Annotated in this window: 22 protein-coding genes; 13 read left to right on the top strand and 9 right to left on the bottom strand. The window is 53.5% G+C overall.

Features of this window, described 5'->3' with window-relative positions; genetic code table 11:
• Positions 1–45: 45 nt before the first annotated feature.
• On the bottom strand, positions 46–1326 hold the full coding sequence (hemL, locus tag VI01_RS02090) for a glutamate-1-semialdehyde 2,1-aminomutase (RefSeq protein ID WP_038648963.1): 1281 nt from the start codon (positions 1324–1326) through the stop codon (positions 46–48).
• Positions 1327–1548: 222 nt separating this feature from the next.
• Between hemL and erpA the strand changes: the two genes are divergently transcribed.
• On the top strand, positions 1549–1896 hold the full coding sequence (gene erpA, locus VI01_RS02085; RefSeq protein ID WP_034829523.1) for an iron-sulfur cluster insertion protein ErpA: 348 nt from the start codon (positions 1549–1551) through the stop codon (positions 1894–1896).
• Between the two features lie 35 nt (positions 1897–1931).
• On the opposite strand, the gene VI01_RS02080 is transcribed toward erpA, so the two are convergent.
• The 3 genes from VI01_RS02080 to mtnN all read right to left on the bottom strand — a co-directional run bounded on the left by VI01_RS02080 (position 1932) and on the right by mtnN (position 3791).
• Positions 1932–2183, bottom strand: a complete 252-nt coding sequence (locus tag VI01_RS02080; RefSeq protein WP_038648961.1) for a hypothetical protein — start codon at positions 2181–2183, stop codon at positions 1932–1934.
• Between the two features lie 107 nt (positions 2184–2290).
• Positions 2291–3100, bottom strand: a complete 810-nt coding sequence (gene btuF, locus VI01_RS02075; RefSeq protein WP_045813813.1) for a vitamin B12 ABC transporter substrate-binding protein BtuF — start codon at positions 3098–3100, stop codon at positions 2291–2293.
• Positions 3093–3791 (bottom strand): 5'-methylthioadenosine/S-adenosylhomocysteine nucleosidase, encoded by a 699-nt coding sequence (gene mtnN, locus VI01_RS02070; RefSeq protein ID WP_045813812.1) that lies wholly within the window; start codon positions 3789–3791, stop codon positions 3093–3095. Before mtnN ends, btuF begins: the two co-directional genes overlap by 8 nt.
• A 98-nt stretch (positions 3792–3889) precedes the next feature.
• Between mtnN and dgt the strand changes: the two genes are divergently transcribed.
• From dgt to VI01_RS02050, 4 genes are all read left to right on the top strand, one after another.
• On the top strand, positions 3890–5383 hold the full coding sequence (gene dgt / locus VI01_RS02065) for a dGTPase (RefSeq protein ID WP_038648953.1): 1494 nt from the start codon (positions 3890–3892) through the stop codon (positions 5381–5383).
• Between the two features lie 136 nt (positions 5384–5519).
• Positions 5520–6965, top strand: coding sequence for a serine endoprotease DegP (degP, locus tag VI01_RS02060; protein WP_038648951.1), 1446 nt, complete (start codon positions 5520–5522; stop codon positions 6963–6965).
• Positions 6966–7205: 240 nt separating this feature from the next.
• Positions 7206–8363, top strand: coding sequence for a CdaR family transcriptional regulator (locus VI01_RS02055; RefSeq protein WP_038648948.1), 1158 nt, complete (start codon positions 7206–7208; stop codon positions 8361–8363).
• Positions 8364–8388: 25 nt separating this feature from the next.
• Positions 8389–9657 (top strand): alginate lyase family protein, encoded by a 1269-nt coding sequence (locus VI01_RS02050; protein ID WP_045813811.1) that lies wholly within the window; start codon positions 8389–8391, stop codon positions 9655–9657.
• A 92-nt stretch (positions 9658–9749) separates the two neighbouring features.
• Here the strand turns inward: VI01_RS02050 and VI01_RS02045 are convergent, their stop codons facing one another.
• From VI01_RS02045 to map, 5 genes are all read right to left on the bottom strand, one after another.
• Positions 9750–10370 (bottom strand): FadR/GntR family transcriptional regulator, encoded by a 621-nt coding sequence (locus VI01_RS02045; RefSeq protein WP_045813814.1) that lies wholly within the window; start codon positions 10368–10370, stop codon positions 9750–9752.
• A gap of 142 nt (positions 10371–10512) precedes the next feature.
• Positions 10513–10905, bottom strand: coding sequence for a DUF3461 family protein (locus VI01_RS02040; protein WP_034829501.1), 393 nt, complete (start codon positions 10903–10905; stop codon positions 10513–10515).
• 293 nt (positions 10906–11198) lie between these two features.
• Complete coding sequence (dapD, locus tag VI01_RS02035; RefSeq protein WP_038648942.1) at positions 11199–12023, bottom strand: 2,3,4,5-tetrahydropyridine-2,6-dicarboxylate N-succinyltransferase; 825 nt, start codon at positions 12021–12023, stop codon at positions 11199–11201.
• A gap of 126 nt (positions 12024–12149) precedes the next feature.
• Positions 12150–14804, bottom strand: coding sequence for a bifunctional uridylyltransferase/uridylyl-removing protein GlnD (glnD, locus tag VI01_RS02030; RefSeq protein WP_038648939.1), 2655 nt, complete (start codon positions 14802–14804; stop codon positions 12150–12152).
• Positions 14805–14871: 67 nt separating this feature from the next.
• On the bottom strand, positions 14872–15666 hold the full coding sequence (gene map, locus VI01_RS02025) for a type I methionyl aminopeptidase (protein ID WP_045813810.1): 795 nt from the start codon (positions 15664–15666) through the stop codon (positions 14872–14874).
• A gap of 320 nt (positions 15667–15986) precedes the next feature.
• Here map and rpsB point away from each other — a divergent pair, with 320 nt between their 5' ends.
• From rpsB to rseP, 8 genes are all read left to right on the top strand, one after another.
• Positions 15987–16706 carry a 30S ribosomal protein S2 gene (gene rpsB / locus VI01_RS02020; RefSeq protein ID WP_038648935.1) on the top strand — a complete coding sequence of 240 codons (720 nt, stop codon included), beginning with the start codon at positions 15987–15989 and terminating at the stop codon, positions 16704–16706.
• 181 nt (positions 16707–16887) lie between these two features.
• The gene (gene tsf, locus VI01_RS02015) at positions 16888–17739 is read left to right on the top strand and encodes a translation elongation factor Ts (RefSeq protein WP_045813809.1); all 852 of its coding nucleotides are present in this window, start codon (positions 16888–16890) and stop codon (positions 17737–17739) included.
• Positions 17740–17893: 154 nt separating this feature from the next.
• Positions 17894–18619 (top strand): UMP kinase, encoded by a 726-nt coding sequence (gene pyrH, locus VI01_RS02010; RefSeq protein ID WP_034829488.1) that lies wholly within the window; start codon positions 17894–17896, stop codon positions 18617–18619.
• A gap of 143 nt (positions 18620–18762) precedes the next feature.
• Positions 18763–19320 (top strand): ribosome recycling factor, encoded by a 558-nt coding sequence (gene frr, locus VI01_RS02005; protein ID WP_038648929.1) that lies wholly within the window; start codon positions 18763–18765, stop codon positions 19318–19320.
• A 238-nt stretch (positions 19321–19558) separates the two neighbouring features.
• Positions 19559–20761, top strand: coding sequence for a 1-deoxy-D-xylulose-5-phosphate reductoisomerase (gene ispC / locus VI01_RS02000; RefSeq protein ID WP_196250123.1), 1203 nt, complete (start codon positions 19559–19561; stop codon positions 20759–20761).
• Positions 20762–20927: 166 nt separating this feature from the next.
• Positions 20928–21680, top strand: a complete 753-nt coding sequence (gene ispU, locus VI01_RS01995; RefSeq protein ID WP_034829480.1) for a (2E,6E)-farnesyl-diphosphate-specific ditrans,polycis-undecaprenyl-diphosphate synthase — start codon at positions 20928–20930, stop codon at positions 21678–21680.
• Between the two features lie 18 nt (positions 21681–21698).
• Positions 21699–22556 (top strand): phosphatidate cytidylyltransferase, encoded by an 858-nt coding sequence (gene cdsA, locus VI01_RS01990; protein WP_038648924.1) that lies wholly within the window; start codon positions 21699–21701, stop codon positions 22554–22556.
• Between the two features lie 12 nt (positions 22557–22568).
• Positions 22569–23918 (top strand): sigma E protease regulator RseP, encoded by a 1350-nt coding sequence (gene rseP, locus VI01_RS01985; protein WP_045813808.1) that lies wholly within the window; start codon positions 22569–22571, stop codon positions 23916–23918.
• Positions 23919–23944 lie beyond the last annotated feature (26 nt).

The raw sequence follows: 23944 nt of genomic DNA, 5'->3' as shown, positions 1-23944 counted from the left end.
GTCCAACTTTCGGGGTTCACTTCATTCATGGCGCCCGCTAATGGCTTACAGCTTCGCAAAGCTGCGGCGTGCCGCATCAATGGTGCGCTGAATATCTTCCTGGCTGTGTGCCAGTGACATAAAGCCTGCTTCAAAAGCAGAAGGTGCGAGGTAAACGCCTTCTTCCAGCATCAGGTGGAAGAAGCGCTTGAAGCGCTCAACGTCGCATTTTGTCACGTCGGCATAGCAGGTTACGCTCTCGGCATCGGTGAAGAAAATGCCGAACATGCCGCCAACGTGGTTGATTACCAGCGGAATGTTTTCTGCTTTTGCTGCTGCCAGCAAGCCTTCAGACAGTTGAGTGGTGAGGTCGGTCAGGGTGCTGTGCGTGCCTGGTTGAGCAATCTGCGTCAGACAAGCAAAACCGGCCGCCATGGCAATCGGGTTACCGGAAAGCGTACCCGCCTGGTAAACCGGACCCGTTGGCGCCAGTGCAGCCATCACATCACGACGACCACCAAATGCGCCCACCGGCATGCCGCCACCGATGATTTTGCCGAGGCAGGTCAGATCCGGCGTCACATCGTAATAAGCCTGAGCACCACCCAGCGCCACGCGGAAACCGGTCATCACTTCATCGATAATTAGCAGTGCGCCAAATTCATCACAGAGTGCGCGCAGGCCCGGCAGGAAGTCTGGCTGCGGAGGAATGCAGTTCATGTTGCCGGCAACCGGCTCAACGATGATACAGGCGATATCGTCAGGATACTGCTCGAAGGCTTCGCGCACGGACGCCAAATCGTTATAGGTGCAGGTCAGGGTGTGTTTAGCGAAATCAGCGGGAACACCCGGAGAATTTGGCTGGCCCAGGGTCAACGCGCCGGAACCGGCTTTCACCAGCAGGCAATCTGCGTGGCCGTGGTAGCAGCCTTCAAATTTGATGATTTTATCGCGATGGGTGAAGCCACGGGCCAGACGGATGGCGCTCATGGTGGCTTCGGTGCCGGAGTTCACCATACGCACCATGTCCATACTTGGCACCAGCTCACACACCAGCTCGGCCATTTTCACTTCCATTTCGGTTGGGGCACCGAAACTTAAACCACGAGATGCCGCTTCAATCACCGCATTGCGGATATTGGCGTTGTTATGCCCCAGCACCATTGGGCCCCATGAACCGACATAGTCGATGTAGGCTTTGCCATCGGCGTCATACAGATAAGCGCCGTCGGCGCGTTCGATGAACAGCGGCACGCCGCCCACACCGGTAAAAGCACGTACCGGGGAGTTCACACCGCCAGGGATCAGGCGTTGCGCTTCGGCATACAGGTTTTCTGACTTACTCATTGCTCGGCTCCTGCTGTTCTGGAAAAAAATTCTGGCGCCATTCTAAGGGAAGAGTCGCCTGATTAGAAAGGCAAGCGGGTGCGAAAGCCTTTTAAAGCTATACTTTAGCGCAGCGCAGGCGGCACACAGTGTCAAGCGCAGTACTTGATTGCACTGGGCGGCTGGCAGATAATAGCGGAATTAAGGTCGTTTTCTGACCTGGACGTTTACCCGGAGTAAAACATGAGTGACGACGTAGCAGCGCTGCCTTTGCAATTCACTGAAGCAGCAGCGAAAAAAGTAAAAAATTTGATCGCGGATGAAGAAAATCCAGAGCTGAAACTGCGCGTGTACATCACCGGTGGCGGTTGCAGTGGATTCCAGTACGGTTTTACGTTTGACGATCAAATGAATGACGGCGACATGACCATTGAAAAACAGGGCGTGGCGCTGGTTGTTGATCCAATGAGCCTGCAGTATCTGGTGGGCGGTTCGGTTGATTACACCGAAGGTCTTGAGGGTTCACGTTTTATCGTGACAAACCCGAACGCGAAAACCACTTGCGGTTGCGGCTCTTCCTTCAGCATCTGATCCCTTTTCTGACCGCCGTTCTGGCGGTCAGAACTTTACCACTCAACAGTCACTAATCGTGACGTCTCACGACGCTTCGCATCGCGTTTAAGCACGCTTTCGGTCACGCGCGGCTGTGCACTGAAGTGACGTCCACAATCAATCGATGGCAATGTTTGTTCGCTTTGGCGCGAGATATCGCAGCGGGAAAAGAGTGTCAGCGTGACGGCAATAGAGCCGGTGGAGGTCGCCGCGCCAATTGGCGCAGCCATCGCGAGCCCTATGGCCAGGAGCAGTGCTCTGGTCATTGATAATTCCTGGTGAAGTCAAAAGTTGCGCGTTGCGCAAAAAGGGCACCGAGCATACGTGGCCGCAGTGCCTTGTATTTTGATTTTCGACAATTTTTGCCGAATCTTTAATCTTTTTTGGTGCTATTTTTCGCCGGATGTAAATCTGCACACAGCTGTTTGGCTGCCAGCAGGATACGCGGACCCGGTCGGCTCAGCCAGTCATCGTTAATGGCAATCACCGGCACCGCCAGTTGTGGTTGCCAGAATTTCACAATATTCGCGGCTTGCGCACGGTCACCGCCAATCACAATCGCCTGGGGATGACGCGCCAGCACTTGCTCACGGCTCACCTGTGGCCAGCTTACGCGACTGTCAGCAAAGATATTTTTACCGCCACACAGCGTGATCACTTCGTTTTGCAACGTATTACGCGATGCAGTAAACAGCGGCTGTTGACCAAACTGCAAAAACAGGGGGATCGGCGTGCGTTGTTGATACTGTTGACGCAACTCATCCTCTTGCTGGCGCAGCGCCTGTGCGGCAGCCGCCGCTTGCTGAGGCTGTGGACTCCACGGTTTGAGCGCTGCTAGCGCATCAATCATCTGATCAATGGTCTGCGGATCAATCCATTCGACTTTAATGCCCAGACGTTGCAGTTGATCGATCTGCCGCTGCGGATTGCCGCCGCGCCAGGCCAGCACCACATCCGGTTTCAGCTGCAGGATGCGTTCAACGTTGATGCCCTGCCAGTTTGCCACCTGCTCTAGCTGTTGGGCCTGCGCCGGAAAATCTGAATAGGCGCTGACCGCTACCGGCGTAATGCCTGCAGCGAAAGCCAGTTCGGTGAGATGGGGCGATAGCGTGATAACGCGCGGGGCAGCGGCAAACAGGATATTGCCGATCAGCAATAGCCCCAGTAGCCAATATTTAGCCACGCGCCAGTTGTGCCAGCAGGTTTTCAACCATCAGCGACGATTGCTTAGCGGCAACAACCAGGAACTCATCAAAGCTCAGGTGGGATTCTTTGTCCGCGACATCGGAAATTGCACGCACCACTACAAACGGCACCTTGAACTGGTGGCAAACGTGACCGATGGCGGTGGCCTCCATCTCCACGGCGATCGCCTGTGGGAAGGTGGTGCGAATGCGTGCCAGTGGCTCAGCACCGTTGATGAAGGCATCACCGCTGACCACTAAACCGCGCACCGCGTTGAGATCCAGCTGCTTAATCACCTGCTCTGCAGCGGCGATCAGTTTTTCATCCGCCACAAAGGCTGCCGGGCAACCGGCCATCTGACCCGGTTCGTAACCAAATGCGGTAACGTCGGCATCGTGATAACGCACTTCATCGGAGACCACGATATCGCCCACTTTCAGTGAAGCGGCCAGACCACCCGCAGAGCCGGTATTGATCACCAGGTCGGGTTTGCACAGCTCCAGCAGCAGGGTCGTGCCGAGCGCCGCCGCGGTTTTACCGATGCCTGATTTCAGCAGAGCAACCTCAACACCGTTCAGCGTGCCGGTATAAATTTCACAACCAGCCAGCGTCAGCGTCTGACGGTTTTCGATTTTGTCACGCAGCAGGGTGACTTCCTGCTCCATCGCGCCAATAATGCCTGCTTTCATAAAGAATCTCGCTGTAGTTATGGATGTAAAGCTTAAAAGTGAGGCATAGTCTACCATGGCTGGCAGAGGATGAATTCACCAAAAAATAAGGGGTAATGATGGCGCCGATCAATTTCAAAAATAAGATCAGTTTCACCCGCCCTTATACCAGCCGCAAAGATCCTGAGGGCGAATACTTTATTACACGGCACTTTGAGAGTGACCGTGGCCGCATCATCAATTCTGCCGCGATCCGCCGTCTGCAACAAAAGACTCAGGTATTTCCACTGGAGCGTAATGCAGCGGTGCGTTCGCGTTTGACCCACTCGCTGGAAGTGCAGCAAACCGGGCGCTATATCACCAAAGAGATCCTGCAATACCTGAAAACGCAGGGCGGCGGACTGGCACATTACGGGCTGGATGAGTTTGAAGGCGCGTTTGAGAGTCTGATTGAGATGGCCTGCCTGCTGCATGACGTGGGTAATCCGCCGTTTGGTCACTTTGGTGAAGCCGCCATCAATGACTGGTTTGACGACAATCTGCCTCTTGAACTCGTGGACCCGCTGGTGGCGGGCGTGGCAGATGAGCATCAGCGCGCCGATTTTAACCAGCTAAATGCAATGATTCGTCAGGATTTGTGCCACTTCGAAGGCAATGCACAGGCGATTCGCCTGGTGCATACGCTGCTGCAGCTCAATCTTAGCTATGCGCAGGTGGCCTGTATTTTAAAATATACTGCCCCCGCATGGTGGCAGGGCGATAAGCCGGCAGAATTTAGCGTGCTGATGAAAAAACCGGGTTTTTATTTGTCCGAACGTGAATATGTGGCTGACTTACGCGCAGCCACCCATATTAAAGAGCATCATCGCTATCCACTTACCTGGATTATGGAAGCCGCTGACGATATCTCATACTGTATTGCCGATTTAGATGACGCGGTCGAAAAAGACATTTTTGATGTTGAGACCTTGTATAAGTCTCTGCTTAAAGCCTGGGGGACGGTAAATAGTGGTGATGCGTTCAGTCGCACAGTGAGCGAGGCATGGAAGGAAGCCAACCAGAAAAAACGCCGTAGCCTGAGCGATCAATTTTTCATGTCATTACGAGTTAACGTGCAAAATGTGTTGGTTAGCCATGCCGTGCGCCGTTTTGTCGATAACCTTCCGGCTATTTTTGAAGGGAATTTCAATCATGCGCTGCTGGAAGATGACGGTGATGAAGGCCGTCTGTTGAAATTATTTAAAACCGTGGCGCGCCAGCAGGTATTTAATCATCCAGAAGTTGAACAGCTCGAATTACAAGGCTATCGGGTGATAAAAGGGCTGTTGGAAATCTATCAGTCATTAATGTTGCTGGATTATGAACAATTTACTACGCTGATGAACGACGATTTTCTGCCGAAATATCCGATTGAAACGCGACTGTTTCATAAGCTTTCAGGAAAACATCGAAAAGCTTATCAGCAGCAGATGCGGGCACTGATTGTCGAGCATAAATATCAACGCTTGTTGTGGGAGCGTTATTATCGTTCGCGGTTGATTCAGGACTATATCAGCGGGATGACAGACAATTATGCGTGGGATGAGTATCGTCGTTTGATGGCCGTGGAATAAGCTGAGTTTTGTAAAGATGAAGAATAAATTTTTACCTTTGCCCAAAACTTCATTAGGAACTTCGCGCTAAAAAATTAATCTCACCATCACGACCACAGCAATGGTCTGGCCGTAAATCTTAGAGAGACACAGACAAATGAAAAAAAGCACATTAATGTTAAGTGCGCTGGCGCTTAGTCTGGGCATGGCATTGAGCCCTGTCAGTTTCGCGGCGGAAAGTGCTTCCTCCTCGAACCAACAGTTGCCAAGCCTGGCGCCGATGCTGGAAAAAGTGATGCCTTCCGTGGTGAGTATTAGCGTTGAAGGCAGCACCACGGTGAAAACCCCACGCATGCCGCAGCAATTCCAGCAATTTTTTGGTGATAACTCGCCATTCTGCCAGGACGGTTCGCCATTCCAAAGCTCGCCAATGTGCCAGGGTGGCGGTGATGGTAGCCAGGGCGGTGACAACGGCGGCGCCAACACCCAACAGCAAAAATTCCGTGCGCTCGGTTCGGGTGTCGTGATTAATGCCGATAAAGGCTATGTCGTCACCAACAACCATGTGGTGGATAACGCCACCAAAATTCAGGTGCAGCTGAGCGATGGCCGTCGCTATGACGCCAAAGTGATTGGTAAAGATCCGCAGTCTGATATCGCTCTGATTCAACTGCAGGACGCGAAGAACCTGACGGCGATTAAGATCGCTGACTCCGATGACTTACGCGTCGGTGATTACACGGTCGCGATCGGTAACCCGTATGGCCTCGGTGAAACGGTGACCTCCGGTATTGTTTCTGCACTGGGTCGTAGCGGCCTCAACGTCGAGAACTACGAGAACTTCATCCAGACCGATGCCGCCATCAACCGTGGTAACTCTGGTGGTGCGCTGGTGAACCTGAACGGTGAGCTGATCGGGATTAACACCGCGATTCTGGCACCAGACGGCGGCAATATCGGTATCGGCTTTGCTATCCCAAGTGCGATGGTGAAAAACCTGACGGCGCAGATGATCGAGTATGGCCAGGTTAAGCGTGGCGAGCTGGGCATTATGGGTACCGAGTTAAACTCGGAGCTGGCGAAAGCGATGAAAGTCGATGCCCAGCGTGGTGCCTTTGTTAGCCAGGTTCTGCCTAACTCAGCAGCGGCAAAAGCGGGTGTGAAAGCCGGCGATGTCGTGGTGTCGATGAATGGCAAACCGTTGACCAGTTTTGCCGCGCTGCGTGCAGAAGTGGGCTCACTGCCAGTGGGCACCAAACTGCAGCTGGGTCTTTTACGTGACGGTAAACCGGTGACTATCACGGTTGAACTGCAGCAGAGTTCGCAGGAAAAAGTGCAGTCCGCCACTATCTACACTGGCATTGAAGGTGCCGACCTGAGCAATATCGACAGCAACGGCCAGAAAGGCGTGCGCGTGGATAATGTGAAGGCGGGCAGTGCTGCAGCGCGTATTGGTCTGAAGAAAGGTGACGTGATTATGGGCGTTAACCAGCAGGCGATTGCCAACCTTGGTGAACTGCGCAAAATTCTCGACACCAAACCGTCTGTGCTGGCCCTGAACGTGCAGCGTGGTGACAGCAGCCTTTATCTGCTGATGCAGTAAGTCTTAGATAATTGAGTACAGGCGAGCTTCGGCTCGCCTTTTTTGTTTTTGTCAGCAGAACTGCGCCATTGGCTAGCATCAACACCATTTTAGTGTGGTCCAAATTGTGCAGATGTCCGTTTCGCAATGTGACGCCTGCCGCAATTCCCGTATTCTCTATCCGGCTATGTGCAGTTGCACAATGCCAGGCGTGCGTGGGATGCGTATTCTGTCAATTCTTCCCTTTCTCTGGAGTGATTGATGGCCACCTATCATCTCGATGCGCGACTGGCTCAGGATATTGTTGCCCGCACCATGCAAATTATTGACAGTAATGTCAACGTGATGGATGCACGCGGCCGCATTATTGGCAGCGGCGATCGTGAGCGTATTGGCGAATTGCACGAAGGTGCGCTGCTGGTGTTATCGCAGGGAAGGGTAGTGGACATTGATGAGGCCGTGGCGAAACATCTGCACGGCGTGCGTCCTGGCATCAACCTGCCGTTGCGTATTGATGGTGAGATTGTCGGTGTAATTGGCCTGACCGGCCAGCCGGCAGCGCTGCGTCACTACGGTGAACTGGTGTGTATGACCGCCGAAATGATGCTGGAACAAGCGCGGCTGTTGCACATGCTGGCGCAGGATAGCCGTTTGCGCGAAGAGCTGGTGCTGAACCTGATTCGTAGCGATACGCTTTCACCGGCGTTGAGCGAGTGGGCGCAGCGCCTGGGCATCGATCTCAATCAACCGCGCGTGGTGGCGGTGGTGGAAGTCGACAGCGGCCAGCTTGGCGTTGACAGTGCGATGTCGGAATTGCAGCAGTTACAAACACTGCTGACAACGCCGGATCGTGACAACCTGATTGCTATCGTCTCACTCACTGAAATGGTGGTGTTGAAACCGGCGCTCAACGCCCACGGCCGTTACGATCAAGACGATCATCGCCGTCGCGTGGATCAGTTATTACAGCGTATGAAAGAGAGTGGGCAGGTGCGAATGCGCATCGCGCTGGGTAATTTCTTTACCGGTCCCGGCAGTATTGCGCGTTCCTACCGTACGGCGCGCACCACCATGATGGTGGGTAAACAGCGCATGCCGGAACAGCGAAGCTTCTTCTATCAGGATTTGGTGCTCCCCGTACTGCTGGATAGCCTGCGCGGTGGCTGGCAAGCGAATGAACTGGCGCGTCCGTTGGCGAAACTCAAAGCCAATGATAATAATGGATTATTGCGGCGTACGCTGGTGGCGTGGTTCAGTCATAACGTGCAGCCCAGCGCCACGGCACGCGCACTGTTTATCCATCGTAATACGCTCGAGTATCGCCTGAACCGCATTTCCGAGCTGACCGGATTGAACCTCGGCAATTTTGACGATCGATTGCTGCTGTATGTGGCGCTGCAACTGGATGAACAGAGCTAACCCTTAGCATGGCCAGGAGAGGAAGATGTCCCGATTGAATGTGCGCCTGGTCTGGCTGTTGGCCGCCTTGCTGGTGACCGCGACCTGTCATGCCAAAGCTGTTTCGCTGGCCTTTTTATCTGGCGAAGAGATGCAACAGACGCGAACTGCGCTGCAAAATCATCAGGCTGCGCCACAAACTGAGCAGGCGTGGCAGCAACTCAAGCAGGCTGCCGATCGCGCGCTTAAACAGCCCAATCCCAGCGTGACGCAGAAAGGGATGTTACCTCCCAGCGGTTCCCGCCATGATTATCTCAGCCTGAGTGCTTACTGGTGGCCGAATCCCGACAAGCCCAATGGCTTGCCATGGGAACGTCGTGATGGTGCGGTCAATCCGGCGAGTAAAAACGATCAAAGCGATGGTGTGCGTCTGGCTCGTTTCACCGCAGACGTGCAGGCATTGGCGCTTGCCTGGTATTTCTCCGGCGAAACCCGTTATGCAGCCAAAGCCCAATCGATGATTCGCAGCTGGTTTATCGATCCCGCCACCCGCATGAATCCCAATCTTAATTATGCTCAGGGCGTGCCGGGTAAGGCTGAGGGCCGCCACACCGGTGTGCTGGATGGGCGTTACTTTGCCACGCGCATAGTGGATGCACTGCAGCTACTGCAGGATTCGCCCGGCTGGCGCCAACAGGATCAGGCTGCACTGCAGGCATGGTTTAGCGATTATCTCGACTGGCTATTGCACAGTAAGCTGGCACAAGGCGAGCGTGATGCGCCCAATAACCATGGCAGCTGGTATGCGGCTCAGGTGGCGGGTATTGCGTGGTATTTGCATCAACCTCAGGTCATTCAGCAGATGGTGGTTTTAGCTCAGGATAAAATCGCCGGGCAAATTCGTGCGGACGGAACGCAGCCACTGGAATTGGCACGCACGCGCTCGTTCCATTATAGCTATTTCAATTTGCAGGCACTGACGAGTCTTGCGCAGTTGTCACAGCGAAGCGGAACCGGCGATCTCTGGCACTATCATCAGCAGGGTGGTTCGCTGTTGAGTGCGCTGGATTACATGGCGCCTTTCAGTGATGACAGCAAAACCTGGCCATGGAAAAATCGCGATCGTGTCAGTCTGCGCTTGATTCCGCTTCTCAAGCTTACCGATAACAGCCTGAACAGCGACCGCTATCAGCGTTGGATCCATCGCGCGATCGAAACGCAATCGACGGCCAATAGCAGCCCCGCAGCGCGCGGTGCGGAAAGAGAAGCGCTGCGTGATGTGTGGTTGTTATCGCGGCCACCCACGTATCGGTGATGGGAAGGTTATATCCGAGGCTGCGTGCTGTTAAGCATTAGACTCATCGATGCCCTGTGCGCAGCATCGGCATCGCCGATCATGATCGCTTCTTAAATCTTACGGTGTTCGTCCAAAAAAATATCCTGCGCGCTGGAAGGCCAGGTAAAAAAGCATTTAAAGATGGTTTCCAGCAAATTACCGAACGGGATGTAAAAACAGTTGTCCGTTGAGTGAAAGATCAGGCGATGAAAGGCACTGTCTGCCTCCAGCCAGCGAGCAAGATCGAATTTACTCGCCGCGCAAACAGCGATCATTTCGCGAAATAACAGAGAAAGTTCGGTGCGTTGTGCCTGCGTGGCGTGTAGCGCAGCCAGTCTGGCAGCCTGCGGTTCGATAGCCTCACGGAAGGCCAGAAACTGTTGATACATTTCTGCTGTAGATTCGATGCCCTGCATCCATTCCAGCAGCTGCACATCAAGCAGATTCCAGTATGTGCGGTCGCGCACGTGTGTACCGAGTTTGGGGCGCGATTCTATTAATCCCTTCGAAGAGAGCAGCTTGAGCGCCTCACGCACGGCCGTTCGGCTGACGCCAAAGTGGCTGCACAGTTCCACTTCACTGGGCAGAACATCACCGGCTTTAAGCGTTCCTGAGAGAATTTTTTGCGCAAGGTCACCGGCGATATGAACATCCAGACCGCGCTGTCCTGAGGTGATGGCTGCGAATTGCATAGTTTTTGTTATACCTGAAGTCAGACATAACCCGATACTAGCCAGGGATTATGAATTCAGATAGGTGAAACAGGCCCAGATAAAACTGAAACAAGGCAAAAAAAAGGCCAGCATAAGCTGGCCCTGGGAACGCGGAGGGAAATTAACGACCGTTGCGGGTCAGTTGATCCAGATCGGATTCAATTTCAGCGATCTTATTCGATACCACGTTTTCCAGATGACGCAGATCGGCGAGGATTTTGCGCTTCAGATCGACTTCAACCTGATCGCGCTGGCAGATCTGGTCCAGTTCATCGATCACGTAACGCAGGTTCGGGCTGATTTCCTGTACTTCTTTATAGCCCTGGCTGGTGTGATCGGCCACAACGGTTTTACGCTGACGCGGATATTTGAATTTCACGCTTTTGGCGAAGAATTCACCTTTGTCTTTGCGGAAATAGATTTTCAGAATGTCGTTGCTGGCTTCCTGACGCAGGCTGTAACGGTCGATGTCTTCAGGAGAGCTGATACCTAAGCTTTTCAGGTTGTCGTACATAGCGTTTATATTCCATCTAAGAGTGGGTGAGCGCGCAGGACTATCATCATCATTCGGGATGCGGCAGATACGCAGCAACCGGAACGCTTACGGCATACTTAATCAACTGTAGACACAAAAACCGGGATGAACAGTGCGCGACCGGAGTTAACTGGCGCGGATTATGAACTGTTTGAAAAATAAACGCACCAGATAATTCGCGGCGCGAAGCAGGTAGTTAAGACAAGAGTGTAAAGAAAAAATTACGGGCCTGAATACAGGCCCGTTGGCGGGTGTTTTGACTCAATTCTGACTTAGTCGATGGTACGCAGCAGTTCGTTGATGCCGGTTTTCGCCAGCGTTTTAGCGTCCACTTTCTTCACAATCACGGCGCAGTACAGGCTGTAGCTACCATCTTTAGACGGCAAGTTGCCCGATACCACCACTGAACCCGCTGGCACGCGGCCGTAATGCACTTCACCAGTTTCACGATCGTAGATTTTGGTGCTCTGACCGATGTAAACGCCCATGGAGATCACTGAACCTTCTTCAACGATCACGCCTTCAACGATTTCAGAACGTGCGCCGATGAAGCAGTTATCTTCGATGATGGTTGGGTTAGCCTGCAGTGGCTCCAGAACACCGCCGATGCCGACGCCGCCAGACAGGTGAACATTTTTACCGATCTGCGCACAAGAACCTACGGTGGCCCAGGTGTCAACCATGGTGCCTTCATCAACGTAAGCGCCGATGTTGACGTAAGAAGGCATCAGCACGGTGTTACGTGCAATGAACGCGCCCTGACGCACGGCAGCAGGTGGGACAACGCGGAAGCCCGCATTTTTGAAGCGTGCTTCATCCCAGTTCGCGAACTTCATTGGGACTTTGTCGTAAAAACGGGTTTCAGCGCCTTCCATCACCTGGTTGTCATTGATGCGGAACGACAGCAGCACTGCTTTCTTCAGCCACTGATGCGTTACCCACTCTCCGTTGATCTTTTCAGACACGCGCAGTTCGCCGCTATCCAGCAGGCCGATAACCTGTTCAATGGCTTCACGGGTCACGCTGTCCACGCTGGCTGGCGTGATATCGGCGCGGCGCTCAAAGGCAGATTCGATAACGCTCTGTAACTGTTGCATATTTTTTTCCTGATTCTGTCATAACGGAATGCACGCAAAAAAGCGTACATAGTAAAATTGCCTGGCAAACATCATTCACGTTGCGGGAAAGCCAACGCACCTGCAGCGTTAAGGATGGAAGCCAGGTCACAGTTTATCGTTTGGATTAAGGGCCTCTGTCAACCGTTGTTGCAGCACATTGCGCATTTCTACATCAAGTGCGCGCCGTTCGCTGTCCGCCAGGATGAAAAGATCCTCAACTCGTTCGCCAATCGTACTGATGCGCGCGCCGTGCAGAGAAACGCCGAGGTCGGCAAACACTTCCCCTACACGCGCCAATAAGCCTGGCTGATCCAGCGCCACCAATTCCAGATAACTGCGACGGTCAGTGTGCGTCGGCAGGAAATTCACTTCGGTATCGACGCTGAAGTGCTTAAGCCGTGCAGACTGGCGACGAGTGCGCGGCGGCACCCACTCGGTTTGGGTAATCGCTTGCTCCAGTGCCTGCATAATCATCGGATGACGATCGGCGGCCAGCGGACTGCCATCTGGCTCCAGCACAATGAAGGTATCCATCGCCATGCCGTCGCGGCTGGTAAAGATCTGGGCATCGTGCACGCTCAGGTTTCGGCGGTCCAGTTCACCGGCTACTGCGGCAAACAGGTGAGGGCGGTCCGGGCTCCAGATAAAGATTTCAGTCCCACCGCGTGTGGCCTGCGGGCTGACCAGCACCAGGGGTTTAGTGAGATCGTGGTCGATCAGATGACGCGCGTGCCATGCCAGCTGATTCGGCGTGTGACGCAGGAAATAGTCAGCACGGCAGCGGCTCCAGATATGGTGCAGGCGCTCTTCGTTGAGGTTTTCCATCCGCAACAGCGCGAGGGCCTGTAAGCGATGATGACGTACGCGTTCGCGCAAGTCCGGGCTGTTTTCCATGCCACGACGCAGCTGTTTTTCGGTCGCAAAGAACAGTTCACGCAGCAGGCTCTGCTTCCAGCTGTTCCACAGGCTTTCGTTGGTGGCGCAGATGTCGGCCACGGTGAGACACACCAGATAACGCAGGCGGTTTTCATTCTGCATGACTTCAGCGAACTGCTGAATCACGGTTGGGTCCTGAATATCGCGACGCTGGGCGGTGACCGACATCAACAGATGGTGGCGCACCAGCCAGGCCACCAACTGCGTTTCCCGCGAGTTGAGCCCATGCAATTCGGCAAAATCAAGCGCGTCCTGCGCCCCCAGAATCGAGTGGTCACCGCCGCGCCCTTTGGCGATATCGTGCAGCAAGGCAGCCATCAGCAGCAGTTCGATCTGTGGCAAACGCGGCCAGAGTTCTACACACAATGGGTGCATCGGACGCGTGGCTTCGTTGGCGAAGCTTTCCAGCTTTTGCAGGACGCGAATGGTGTGCTCATCCACCGTGTAAGCATGGAACAGGTCAAACTGCATCTGGCCGACAATATTGCCCCACAGCGGCGTATACGCCCAAAGGACACTGTGGCGATGCATCGGCACCAGCGCTCGCTTTACCGCGCCCGGATGGCGCAGAATCGCCATAAAGGTGTCACGCGCTTCGGCAATCTGGCACAGCGGCTGCTTCAGATGACGACGCGCATGGCGCAAGTGACGTAGCGTGGTGGAGTAAATGCCGGTGATGTTCTCATTACGTACCATCACATAGAACATGCGCAGAATGGCCTGCGGTTCACGTTCGAACAGCGTGGGGTCACGCAGATCGATTAAATTGCCGCGCAGCTGGAAATCATCATCAATGCTGCGTGGTTTCTCGGTGGTGGAGAGTGCGAGGATCGCTTCATCAAACAGCTGCAGCAGCATTTGATTGAGCTCACCAATGCGGCGCGTCACCCGGTAAAAATCTTTCATCATGCGCTCAACCGGCTCATTGCCTTCGCCGAGATAGTTGAGCCGCTGTGCCACAGTGAGCTGGCGATCAAACAATAAGCGGTTGTCGTAGCGTGGTAACGTTAAGTGCAGCGCAAAGCGAATCCGCCAGAGGAACTCCTGGCATTCATTAATTTCATTGCGCTCGGCCTCCGTGATAAAGCCAAACCCCACCATCTCATCCATGGTGGTGGCACCGAAGTGGCGGCGCGCCACCCACTGTAAGGTGTGGATGTCGCGCAGGCCGCCGGGACTGCTTTTGATATCGGGTTCGAGATTGTAGCTGGTGCCGTGGTAGCGCTGATGACGTTCCTGTTGCTCTTCAATCTTTGCCGCAAAAAAGCGAGAGGACGGCCAGAAGCCATCGCTGAAAATGTTCTTCTGCAACTCAAGGAACAGGGCGACATCGCCTGTCAGCATGCGGGATTCAATCAGGTTGGTGGCGACAGTAAGATCGGACAAGCCCTCCAGCAAGCACTCTTCCAACGTGCGCACACTGTGGCCAACTTCGAGTTTTAAATCCCACATCAGCGTCAGGAGTTCGCTGGTGCGTTGCGCGGCCGCGTCATCCAGTGGCTGGCGGCTGAGTATCAAGACATCGATATCGGAGAGCGGATGCAGTTCACCACGGCCATAACCGCCCACCGCAACCAACGCAATCTCTTTCATTTTATCGAAGCCGTAGAAGCGCCACAGTCGGCGCAACAGACGATCGATAAATAGCGTGCGGGCATCAATCAGTGATTCAACGTCAGTACCGGCATCAAAGGCCATACCGAGATGCTGCTGGAATTGTTCCAGATAGAGTTTTAATTTGTCACGCGTCAGGGCTTCATCGGGCCAGCTGGCGGGGGAATCAGTCAGGCCTTTGTGTACTGCTTCGGTCACGCTACCACTCATCGACATGCCTCGTAAGCGCCATAAAAAAGGCCGGCATTATGCCGGCCTGGTACTGTCCTGAAGAACGTTACGCGTTGTTTTCAAGCACCGCAGTAATGGTGTCATCTTCACGCAGCGTAAGAATCTCACAGCCGTTTTCTGTCACCACAATAGTATGCTCATACTGCGCGGACAAGCTGCGATCTTTGGTTTTTACGGTCCAGCCATCCTTCATGGTGCGGATACGATAATCACCGGCATTGACCATCGGCTCAACGGTGAAAGTCATCCCCGCCTGCAACACCACGCCGCCGTCATCGGCATCATAGTGCAACACCTGTGGCTCTTCGTGGAAACCTTTGCCGATGCCGTGGCCGCAGTATTCACGTACCACAGAGAAATCCTGTGCTTCAACATATTGCTGAATCGCACGGCCCAACTCACGCAGGCGGATGCCCGGTTTAACCAGACGCAGCGCAATGTAGAGGCTTTCCTGAGTGACACGGCACAAGCGCTCGCCTTGAATAGTCGGTGTGCCGACGATGAACATCTTCGAGGTATCGCCGTGATACTCGTCTTTGATCACCGTGACGTCGACGTTGACCACATCGCCATCTTTTAATACGCGATCATCGCTCGGGATGCCGTGGCACACCACTTCGTTAACCGAAATACACACTGATTTCGGGAAGCCGTGATAGCCAAGGCAGGCTGAGATAGCCTGCTGCTTATTCGTGATGTGATCGTGGCAGAGACGGTCGAGTTCACCTGTGGTCACACCCGGCACCACGTGCGGGGCGATCATTTCCAGCACTTCAGCAGCCAGACGGCCCGCCACGCGCATTTTTTCGATTTCTTCAGGGGTTTTGATTGAAATGGCCATTAAATAATCCGCAATTGCCGACATTTTCGACAATAATGAGTTCTGTGGCAGTCATGTTAGCAGTCAGTCATTAGGCTGCCAAATCGGGATGACTCCTCGCTCAAGCTGCTAACAACTGTTGGCTTATTCCTGCGCATTATGGTATAAAGCGCGCCGACGATTCTCTGTCACCTTCGTTTCGTTGGCTGGCAGGAAACGCATAAAACTCATTATGTGTACTAAAACACACATGTATCGACACATACGCCGGGGTGCCTTGAAAGAGGTCGGTTGTATGGGATACATGGAGGCCCAACCCCAATCATACTTTAGAGGTAATCATGGCAACTGTTTCAATGCGCGACATGCTCAAGGCTGGTGTTCACTTTGGTCACCAGACCCGTTACTGGAACCCGAAAATGAAGCCATTCATCTTCGGTGCTCGTAACAAGGTTCACATCATCAACCTTGAGAAAACTGTACCAATGTTCAACGAAGCTCTGGCTGAGTTGCAGAAGATCTCTTCACGTAAAGGCAAAATCCTTTTCGTTGGTACTAAGCGCGCTGCTGCCGAATCTGTAAAAGAGTCAGCTCTGAGCTGCGACCAGTTCTTCGTTAACCACCGCTGGTTGGGTGGTATGCTGACCAACTGGAAAACTGTTCGCCAGTCAATCAAGCGTCTGAAAGATCTGGAAACTCAGTCTCAGGACGGTACTTTCGACAAACTGACCAAAAAAGAAGCACTGATGCGTGCTCGTGAGCTGGCCAAGCTGGAAAACAGCCTGGGCGGTATCAAAGATATGGGCGGTCTGCCGGATGCACTGTTCGTTGTTGACGCTGACCACGAACACATCGCAATCAAAGAAGCAAACAACCTGGGTATCCCAGTCTTTGCTATCGTTGATACCAACTCTGATCCAGATGGCGTTGATTTCGTTATCCCTGGTAACGACGATGCGATCCGTGCTGTAAGCCTGTACCTGACTGCTGTTGCGACTACCGTGCGCGAAGGCCGTTCACAGGATCTGGCTGAGCAGGCTGAAGAAGCTGCTGAAGCTTAATAAGGTTCGCTCTTTCTAAGAGCCCTTAGACATCAGATGTTATCTGTTAAGGGGGCCGCACAGGCCCCTTTTATTTATCTAAGTTTGTCACGCTTCTTTCGGGTAAGCGGGGCAGAGTAAATTTTCCGCAACAAGTTTCTGACAGTGTTAACGCACACAGAGACGAATCGAGGATTCTGGAATGGCTGAAATTACCGCTGCATTGGTAAAAGAACTGCGTGAGCGTACTGGCGCAGGCATGATGGATTGCAAAAAAGCGCTGACCGAAGCGAACGGCGACATCGAGCTGGCGATCGAGAACATGCGTAAATCTGGTGCGATCAAAGCCGCTAAGAAAGCAGGCAACGTGGCTGCTGACGGCGTGATCAAAACCAAAATCGCTGACGGTTTCGCAGTGATTCTGGAAGTTAACTGCCAGACCGACTTCGTAGCTAAAGATGCTGGTTTCCAGGCTTTCGCTGACAAAGTGCTGGATGCAGCCACTGCAGGTAAAGTGACTGATGTTGAAGCTCTGAAAGCGCAGTTCGAAGAAGAACGCGTAGCGCTGGTTGCTAAAATCGGTGAGAACATCAACATCCGTCGTGTTGCTATCCTGGAAGGTGCACAGCTGAACAGCTACCAGCACGGCGCACGTATCGGCGTTCTGGTTTCAACCACAGGTGCTGATGAAGAGCTGAGCAAGCAAGTTGCGATGCACGTTGCGGCAAGCAAGCCAGAATTCGTTAAGCCAGAAGACGTGTCTGCTGATGTGGTCGAGAAAGAGTACCAGGTTCAGCTGGACATCGCCATGCAGTCTGGCAAGCCTAAAGAAATCGCAGAGAAAATGGTTGAAGGCCGCATGAAGAAATTCACCGGCGAAGTTTCTCTGACCGGTCAGGCTTTCGTTATCGATCCAAGCAAAACTGTTGGCCAGGCTCTGAAAGAGAAAGGCGCAGACGTGATTAACTTCATCCGCTTCGAAGTGGGCGAAGGCATCGAGAAAGTTGAAGCTGACTTCGCAGCAGAAGTTGCTGCAATGTCCAAACAGTCTTAATGCTCCGAAAGAACCGCCGGAAGGCGGTTCTTTTTTGTCTGCGTTTTGCGTGGACCACTTTTCAGTCTCATCCCAATAGCTTTTTTCGCTCGCTAAGCGGATGATCGATCAGATTTAACTTCTCATTCATCATATCTTCCAGGAAGAATTGACCATGGCGACCAACGCAAAACCTGTATATCAACGTATCCTGCTAAAACTGAGTGGCGAAGCACTGCAAGGTGCCGAAGGTTTTGGTATTGACGCGAGCGTGCTTGACCGTATGGCGCAAGAGGTGAAAGAGCTGGTTGAGCTGGGCATCCAGGTGGGTGTGGTTATTGGTGGCGGTAACCTGTTCCGTGGCGCTGGCCTGGCACAGGCAGGCATGAACCGTGTGGTCGGCGATCATATGGGTATGCTGGCAACCGTGATGAACGGTCTGGCAATGCGAGACGCATTGCACCGTGCGTATGTTAACGCGCGTCTGATGTCCGCGATTCCGCTGAATGGCGTGTGTGATAACTACAGCTGGGCAGAAGCAATCAGCCTGCTGCGCAATAACCGCGTGGTGATTTTCGCCGCCGGTACTGGCAACCCGTTCTTTACCACTGACTCCGCCGCTTGTCTGCGTGGCATCGAAATCGAAGCCGATGTGGTATTGAAAGCCACCAAAGTTGACGGTGTTTATTCAGATGATCCGGTGAAAAACCCGGACGCGACGCTGTATGAGCAGCTGACCTATGGCGAAGTACTGGATAAAGAGCTGAAAGTGATGGATCTGGCGGCCTTTACATTGGCTCGCGACCATCAATTGCCGATCCGCGTCTTCAACATGAACAAGCCTGGCGCACTGCGTCGCGTAGTGATGGGTGAAAAAGAAGGCACTCTGATTACGCATTAATACCCGACGCAAGATAAAATAAGGTATATTCTGTTGGCGCGATGCAGTGGCATCGCGCAGCTTTCAGGATGATCGATGTTTATCGATACCACTTCCGGGTTGCCCGGAAATGGCCAGGTCAAACCGAATCCAAGGGTTTTAACGTGATTAACGACATTAAAAAAGATGCCGACACGCGCATGGAAAAATGCGTGGACGCATTCAAAAACCAAATCAGCAAAGTGCGCACCGGTCGTGCTTCGCCTTCACTGCTCGACGGCATTATGGTGCCTTACTACGGTACACCTACGCCATTGCGTCAGCTGGCTAGCGTCACGGTAGAAGATTCTCGTACGCTGAAAATCAACGTGTTTGACCGCTCACTGAGCCCGGCCGTTGAAAAAGCGATTATGGCATCTGACCTGGGTCTGAACCCAAGCTCAGCAGGTACCGATATTCGTGTGCCACTGCCAGCGCTGACCGAAGAGCGTCGTAAAGATCTGATCAAGGTCGTGCGTGGTGAAGCGGAGCAGGGGCGTGTTTCTGTTCGTAACGTGCGCCGTGATGCTAACGACAAGATCAAAGCACTGCTGAAAGACAAAGAGATCAGCGAAGACGACGAACGTCGCTCGCAGGATGAGATCCAGAAAATGACCGATGGCTACATCAAAAATGTTGATGTCGCATTGGCCGAAAAAGAAAAGGAACTGATGGATTTCTAATTCCATCAGATTACCTATACCCAAAATAATTCAGGGTGCAGGAAGGCGGCAAGAGAATGAATTCCCAGGAGCTTACTCAGGTAAGTGACTGGGGTGAATGAGCGTAGCCAACGCACCTGCAGCTTGAAGTATGACGGGTATAAAACGCCGTTCAGAGACGTTGTGCGACTCTGGCGGCGTTTTACATTGTGCCTGGCGCTGTTGCAGGCACGATCCACGACGTCACAGGGATAGCATGATGAAGCGATTAACTCTGCTGGGTTCCACCGGCTCGATTGGTACCAGCACGCTGGCCGTCATCGCAGCCAATCCAGATCTGTACCAGGTCACCGCGCTGGTGGCGGGTCAAAACGTAGCGCTGATGGCTGAACAGTGTCAGCAATTTACCCCACGCTATGCGGCGATGTCTGATGAAGCCTCCGCACAAGCGCTGCGTGAGCGACTGAGAGCATTGAATCTTCCTACCGAAGTGCTCTCCGGCGTTCAGGCGGCTTGCGAGCTGGCTGCACTCGATGAAGTGGATCAGGTGATGGCGGCTATTGTTGGCGCCTCCGGGCTGCAACCCACGCTTGCCGCGATTCGTGCTGGCAAAACCGTTTTACTCGCGAATAAAGAGTCACTTGTCACGTGCGGCCGCCTGTTTATGGAGGCCGTGCGTCATCACAAGGCGCAGCTGTTGCCGGTTGACAGCGAGCACAACGCCATTTTTCAGAGTTTACCCGCTTCCATACAGCATCAGTTGGGGTACGCTGATCTGCGAGAGAATGGCATTGATTCTATTCTCCTTACGGGATCGGGTGGCCCTTTTCGTGACACGCCATTAGCGGATTTGGCCGCTATGTCGCCAGATCAAGCGTGTGCGCATCCGAACTGGTCAATGGGACGTAAAATCTCCGTTGATTCGGCCACCATGATGAATAAAGGTCTTGAATACATTGAAGCCCGCTGGCTATTTAATGCCACTGACGCACAGATGGAAGTCATCCTGCATCCGCAGTCGGTGATTCACTCCATGGTGCGTTACTGCGATGGCAGTGTGCTGGCGCAGCTGGGATCGCCTGATATGCGAACCCCCATCGCGCACAGCATGGCATGGCCAGCACGTATTTCGGCCGGCGTAACGCCACTCGATTTCACGCGAATGAAGTCACTGACGTTTGCAGAGCCGGACTATGAGCGCTATCCCTGCCTGAAGTTGGCAATCGATGCTTGCTCAACAGGGCAGGCCGCCACCACCACGCTGAATGCGGCAAACGAAGTGGCCGTCGCGGCATTTCTGCAGCATCAGATTCGCTTTACCGACATCGCCGCCATCAACAGCGAAGTGCTGGCGTCCTTGATGTGCCAGGAACCGGGCAGCATTGAGGATGTGATGGAGATCGATCGGTTAGCGCGTATCTGTGCCACAGAATTGCTACCACGCTTTCGTTTAGCAGGTTGATACTTCCCGCTATTTGTTCGCTCAGGGTGAAAATGGTATAGTCGCTCGCTCGCGTTTTTCGGCCCGACATTGTTTCGATGTCATCTGGTAGCGATGCCGGGGTTTGCCGCAGGCGCAATGTATTCAGAAACCACAGCATTTCTGATGAAAGGAATTATTACGCGTTATGTCGTCCAACAATCACAACACAATCGATGACGAGTCGTACTGCACGCCACGTCACGTGGCCATCATTATGGATGGTAATGGTCGCTGGGCAAAAAATCAGGGCAAACTGCGTATTTCAGGCCACAAAGCCGGGGTAAAATCAGTACGCCGGGCCGTCAGCTTTGCGGTCAGCCATAAACTGGAAGCGCTCACGCTCTATGCGTTCAGCAGTGAAAACTGGAGCCGACCGGTACAGGAAGTGACGGCCTTAATGGAATTGTTTGTCTGGGCGCTCGACAGCGAAGTCAAAAGCCTGCACAAACACAACGTGCGTCTGCGCGTGATTGGCGATATCAGTCGTTTCAATAATCGTATTCAGGAACGCATTCGTCGCGCCGAGGAACTGACTCAGCAAAATAATGGACTCACCCTCAACATTGCTGCCAACTATGGCGGCCGTTGGGATATTATCCAGGGTGCCAGAAAACTGGCTGAACAGGTTCAGGAAGGTTTATTACGTCCTGACCAGATAACCGAAGAAAGTCTGGCTCCCTATCTGTGTATGCAGGAGCTGGCGCCGGTGGATTTAGTGATAAGGACCGGGGGAGAGCATCGGATTAGCAACTTCCTGCTGTGGCAGATCGCCTATGCTGAGTTTTGGTTTACCGATGTTCTTTGGCCTGATTTTGATGAACACGTTTTTGAAGGTGCACTGAATGCATTCTCTTCGCGGGAGCGACGCTTTGGCGGCGCGGCACCAGGCGGCGCCTGAGCAATCTGGGGGTAACCTTTGCTGAAGTCTCGTCTGATCACCGCGCTTATTTTGATTCCGCTGGTGATCGCTGCTCTGTTTTGGTTGCCGCTGTCCGGATTTGCGATTACCACCATCATCATCTGTATGCTTGCCGCCTGGGAATGGGGGCAGCTGGCGGGTATGAAGACACGTCAGCAGCGTATCTGGCTCGCCGTGCTATGCGGCCTATTGCTCTCAGTGATGCTGTTCACTCTGCAACCCTATCAACGCAATCTGCACCAGTTCCAGATGGAAGGCTCACTTTGGGCCGCGCTGGGATGGTGGATTGTCGCCCTGTTTCTCGTGCTGTTTTATCCTGCCTCTGCGGCGTTGTGGCGCACTTCGCGCCCACTCCGCGTGCTATTCGGCATCCTGACCGTGATTCCCTTCTTCTGGGGCATGATGGCGCTGCGCCAGTATCATTACGATACCGATCACTTTGCAGGAGCATGGTGGCTGCTGTTTGTGATGCTACTGGTCTGGGGCGCAGATTCTGGCGCTTACATGTTTGGCCGTTTGTTTGGTAAACATAAGCTGGCGCCAAAAGTGTCACCGGGTAAAACCTGGGAAGGCTTCTTTGGCGGCCTGCTGTCATCCGCGATTATCGCCTGGCTGTTTGCGCTGCTGGCTCCGCTTTCCGTGGCGCCGGGTACGCTGATTATCTGTGCCGTTATTGCTACGCTGGCTTCGGTACTGGGTGATTTGACCGAGAGCATGTTCAAACGTGAAGCGGGCATCAAAGACAGCGGTAACTTGATTCCGGGTCACGGTGGTATCCTCGATCGTATCGACAGCCTGACCGCTGCGGTGCCGGTTTTTGCCTGCCTGCTGCTGCTGGTGTTCCGCACCCTTTGAGGATTAGCGACAATGTTGAGCATACTCTGGAGTTTTGTCGCCTTTATCGTGGCACTTGGCGTACTTATCACCGTGCACGAATTCGGCCACTTTTGGGTCGCCCGCCGCTGCGGTGTTAAAGTCGAACGTTTCTCGATTGGCTTTGGCAAAGCGTTGTGGCGTCGTAGCGACCGTCAGGGCACTGAATACGTCATTGCCCTGATCCCGCTGGGCGGCTACGTCAAAATGCTCGACGAACGCGTAGAGAGCGTTCCCGCTGAACTCCGCCATCAGGCCTTCAACAATAAAACTGTGCTGCAGCGTGCTTCAATCATTGCGGCCGGTCCCATTGCTAACTTCATCTTTGCCGTCTTCGCTTATTGGGTCGTCTTTATCCACGGCGTACCCGGTGTGCGTCCGGTTGTTGGCGAAATTCTGAACGGTTCCATCGCGGCTGAAGCGCAAATTACCTCCGGCATGGAACTTAAAGCGGTAGATGGTATCGAAACGCCTGATTGGGATGCAGTGCGCATGGCGCTGATCGGAAAAATCGGCGACAGCAGTACCACGCTTACCGTCTCGCAATTCGGTAAAGATGCCACGCAGCAGAAGCAGGTCGATTTGCGCGAATGGCAGTTCGAACCGGATAAACAGGACCCGGTTGTGGCATTAGGGATTCGTCCTCGTGGGCCACAAATCGAAACGACCTTAGCTGAAGTGCAGGCAAATTCGCCGGCCAGCGCTGCCGGTTTGCAAGCAGGCGACAGGATCGTTAAAGTCGATGGTCAGCCGTTAACACAATGGCAGGCTTTTGCGGCGCAGGTACGCGATAATCCGCGCAAAAACATGGCGCTGGATGTGGAACGTAACGGCGAACTCGTGGCGTTGACGTTAACGCCAGAAGCGAAACCGGGCAATGAAGCGGAAGGCTTTGCGGGAGTGATTCCGCGCGTCATTCCGCTGCCGGACGAGTATAAAACGGTTAGGCAGTATGGGCCCTTTGCCGCTATCGGTGAAGCCAGTGTCAAAACCTGGCAACTGATGAAGTTAACGGTCTCAATGCTGGGCAAGTTGATTACCGGGGATGTGAAGCTGAATAATCTGAGCGGGCCAATTTCGATTGCGCAAGGTGCAGGGTTATCAGCGGAATACGGGGTGATTTACTATCTGATGTTCCTGGCGCTGATCAGCGTCAATCTGGGGATCATCAACCTGTTCCCTCTGCCGGTATTAGATGGTGGACATCTGCTCTTTCTGGCGATCGAAAAGATCAAAGGTGGACCGGTGTCCGAGCGAGTTCAGGACTTCAGTTATCGCATTGGCTCAATTCTGCTGGTGTTATTAATGGGGCTTGCACTTTTCAATGATTTCTCACGTCTGTAATAGCTGGACTGCGGACAGGCGCGGGA

Source organism: Pantoea sp. SM3, assembly GCF_000963995.1.
Classification (GTDB): domain Bacteria; phylum Pseudomonadota; class Gammaproteobacteria; order Enterobacterales; family Enterobacteriaceae; genus Pantoea; species Pantoea rwandensis_B.
Note: the sequence above shows the minus strand (reverse complement) of the source record. Positions and strands in the feature narration are given on the sequence as shown.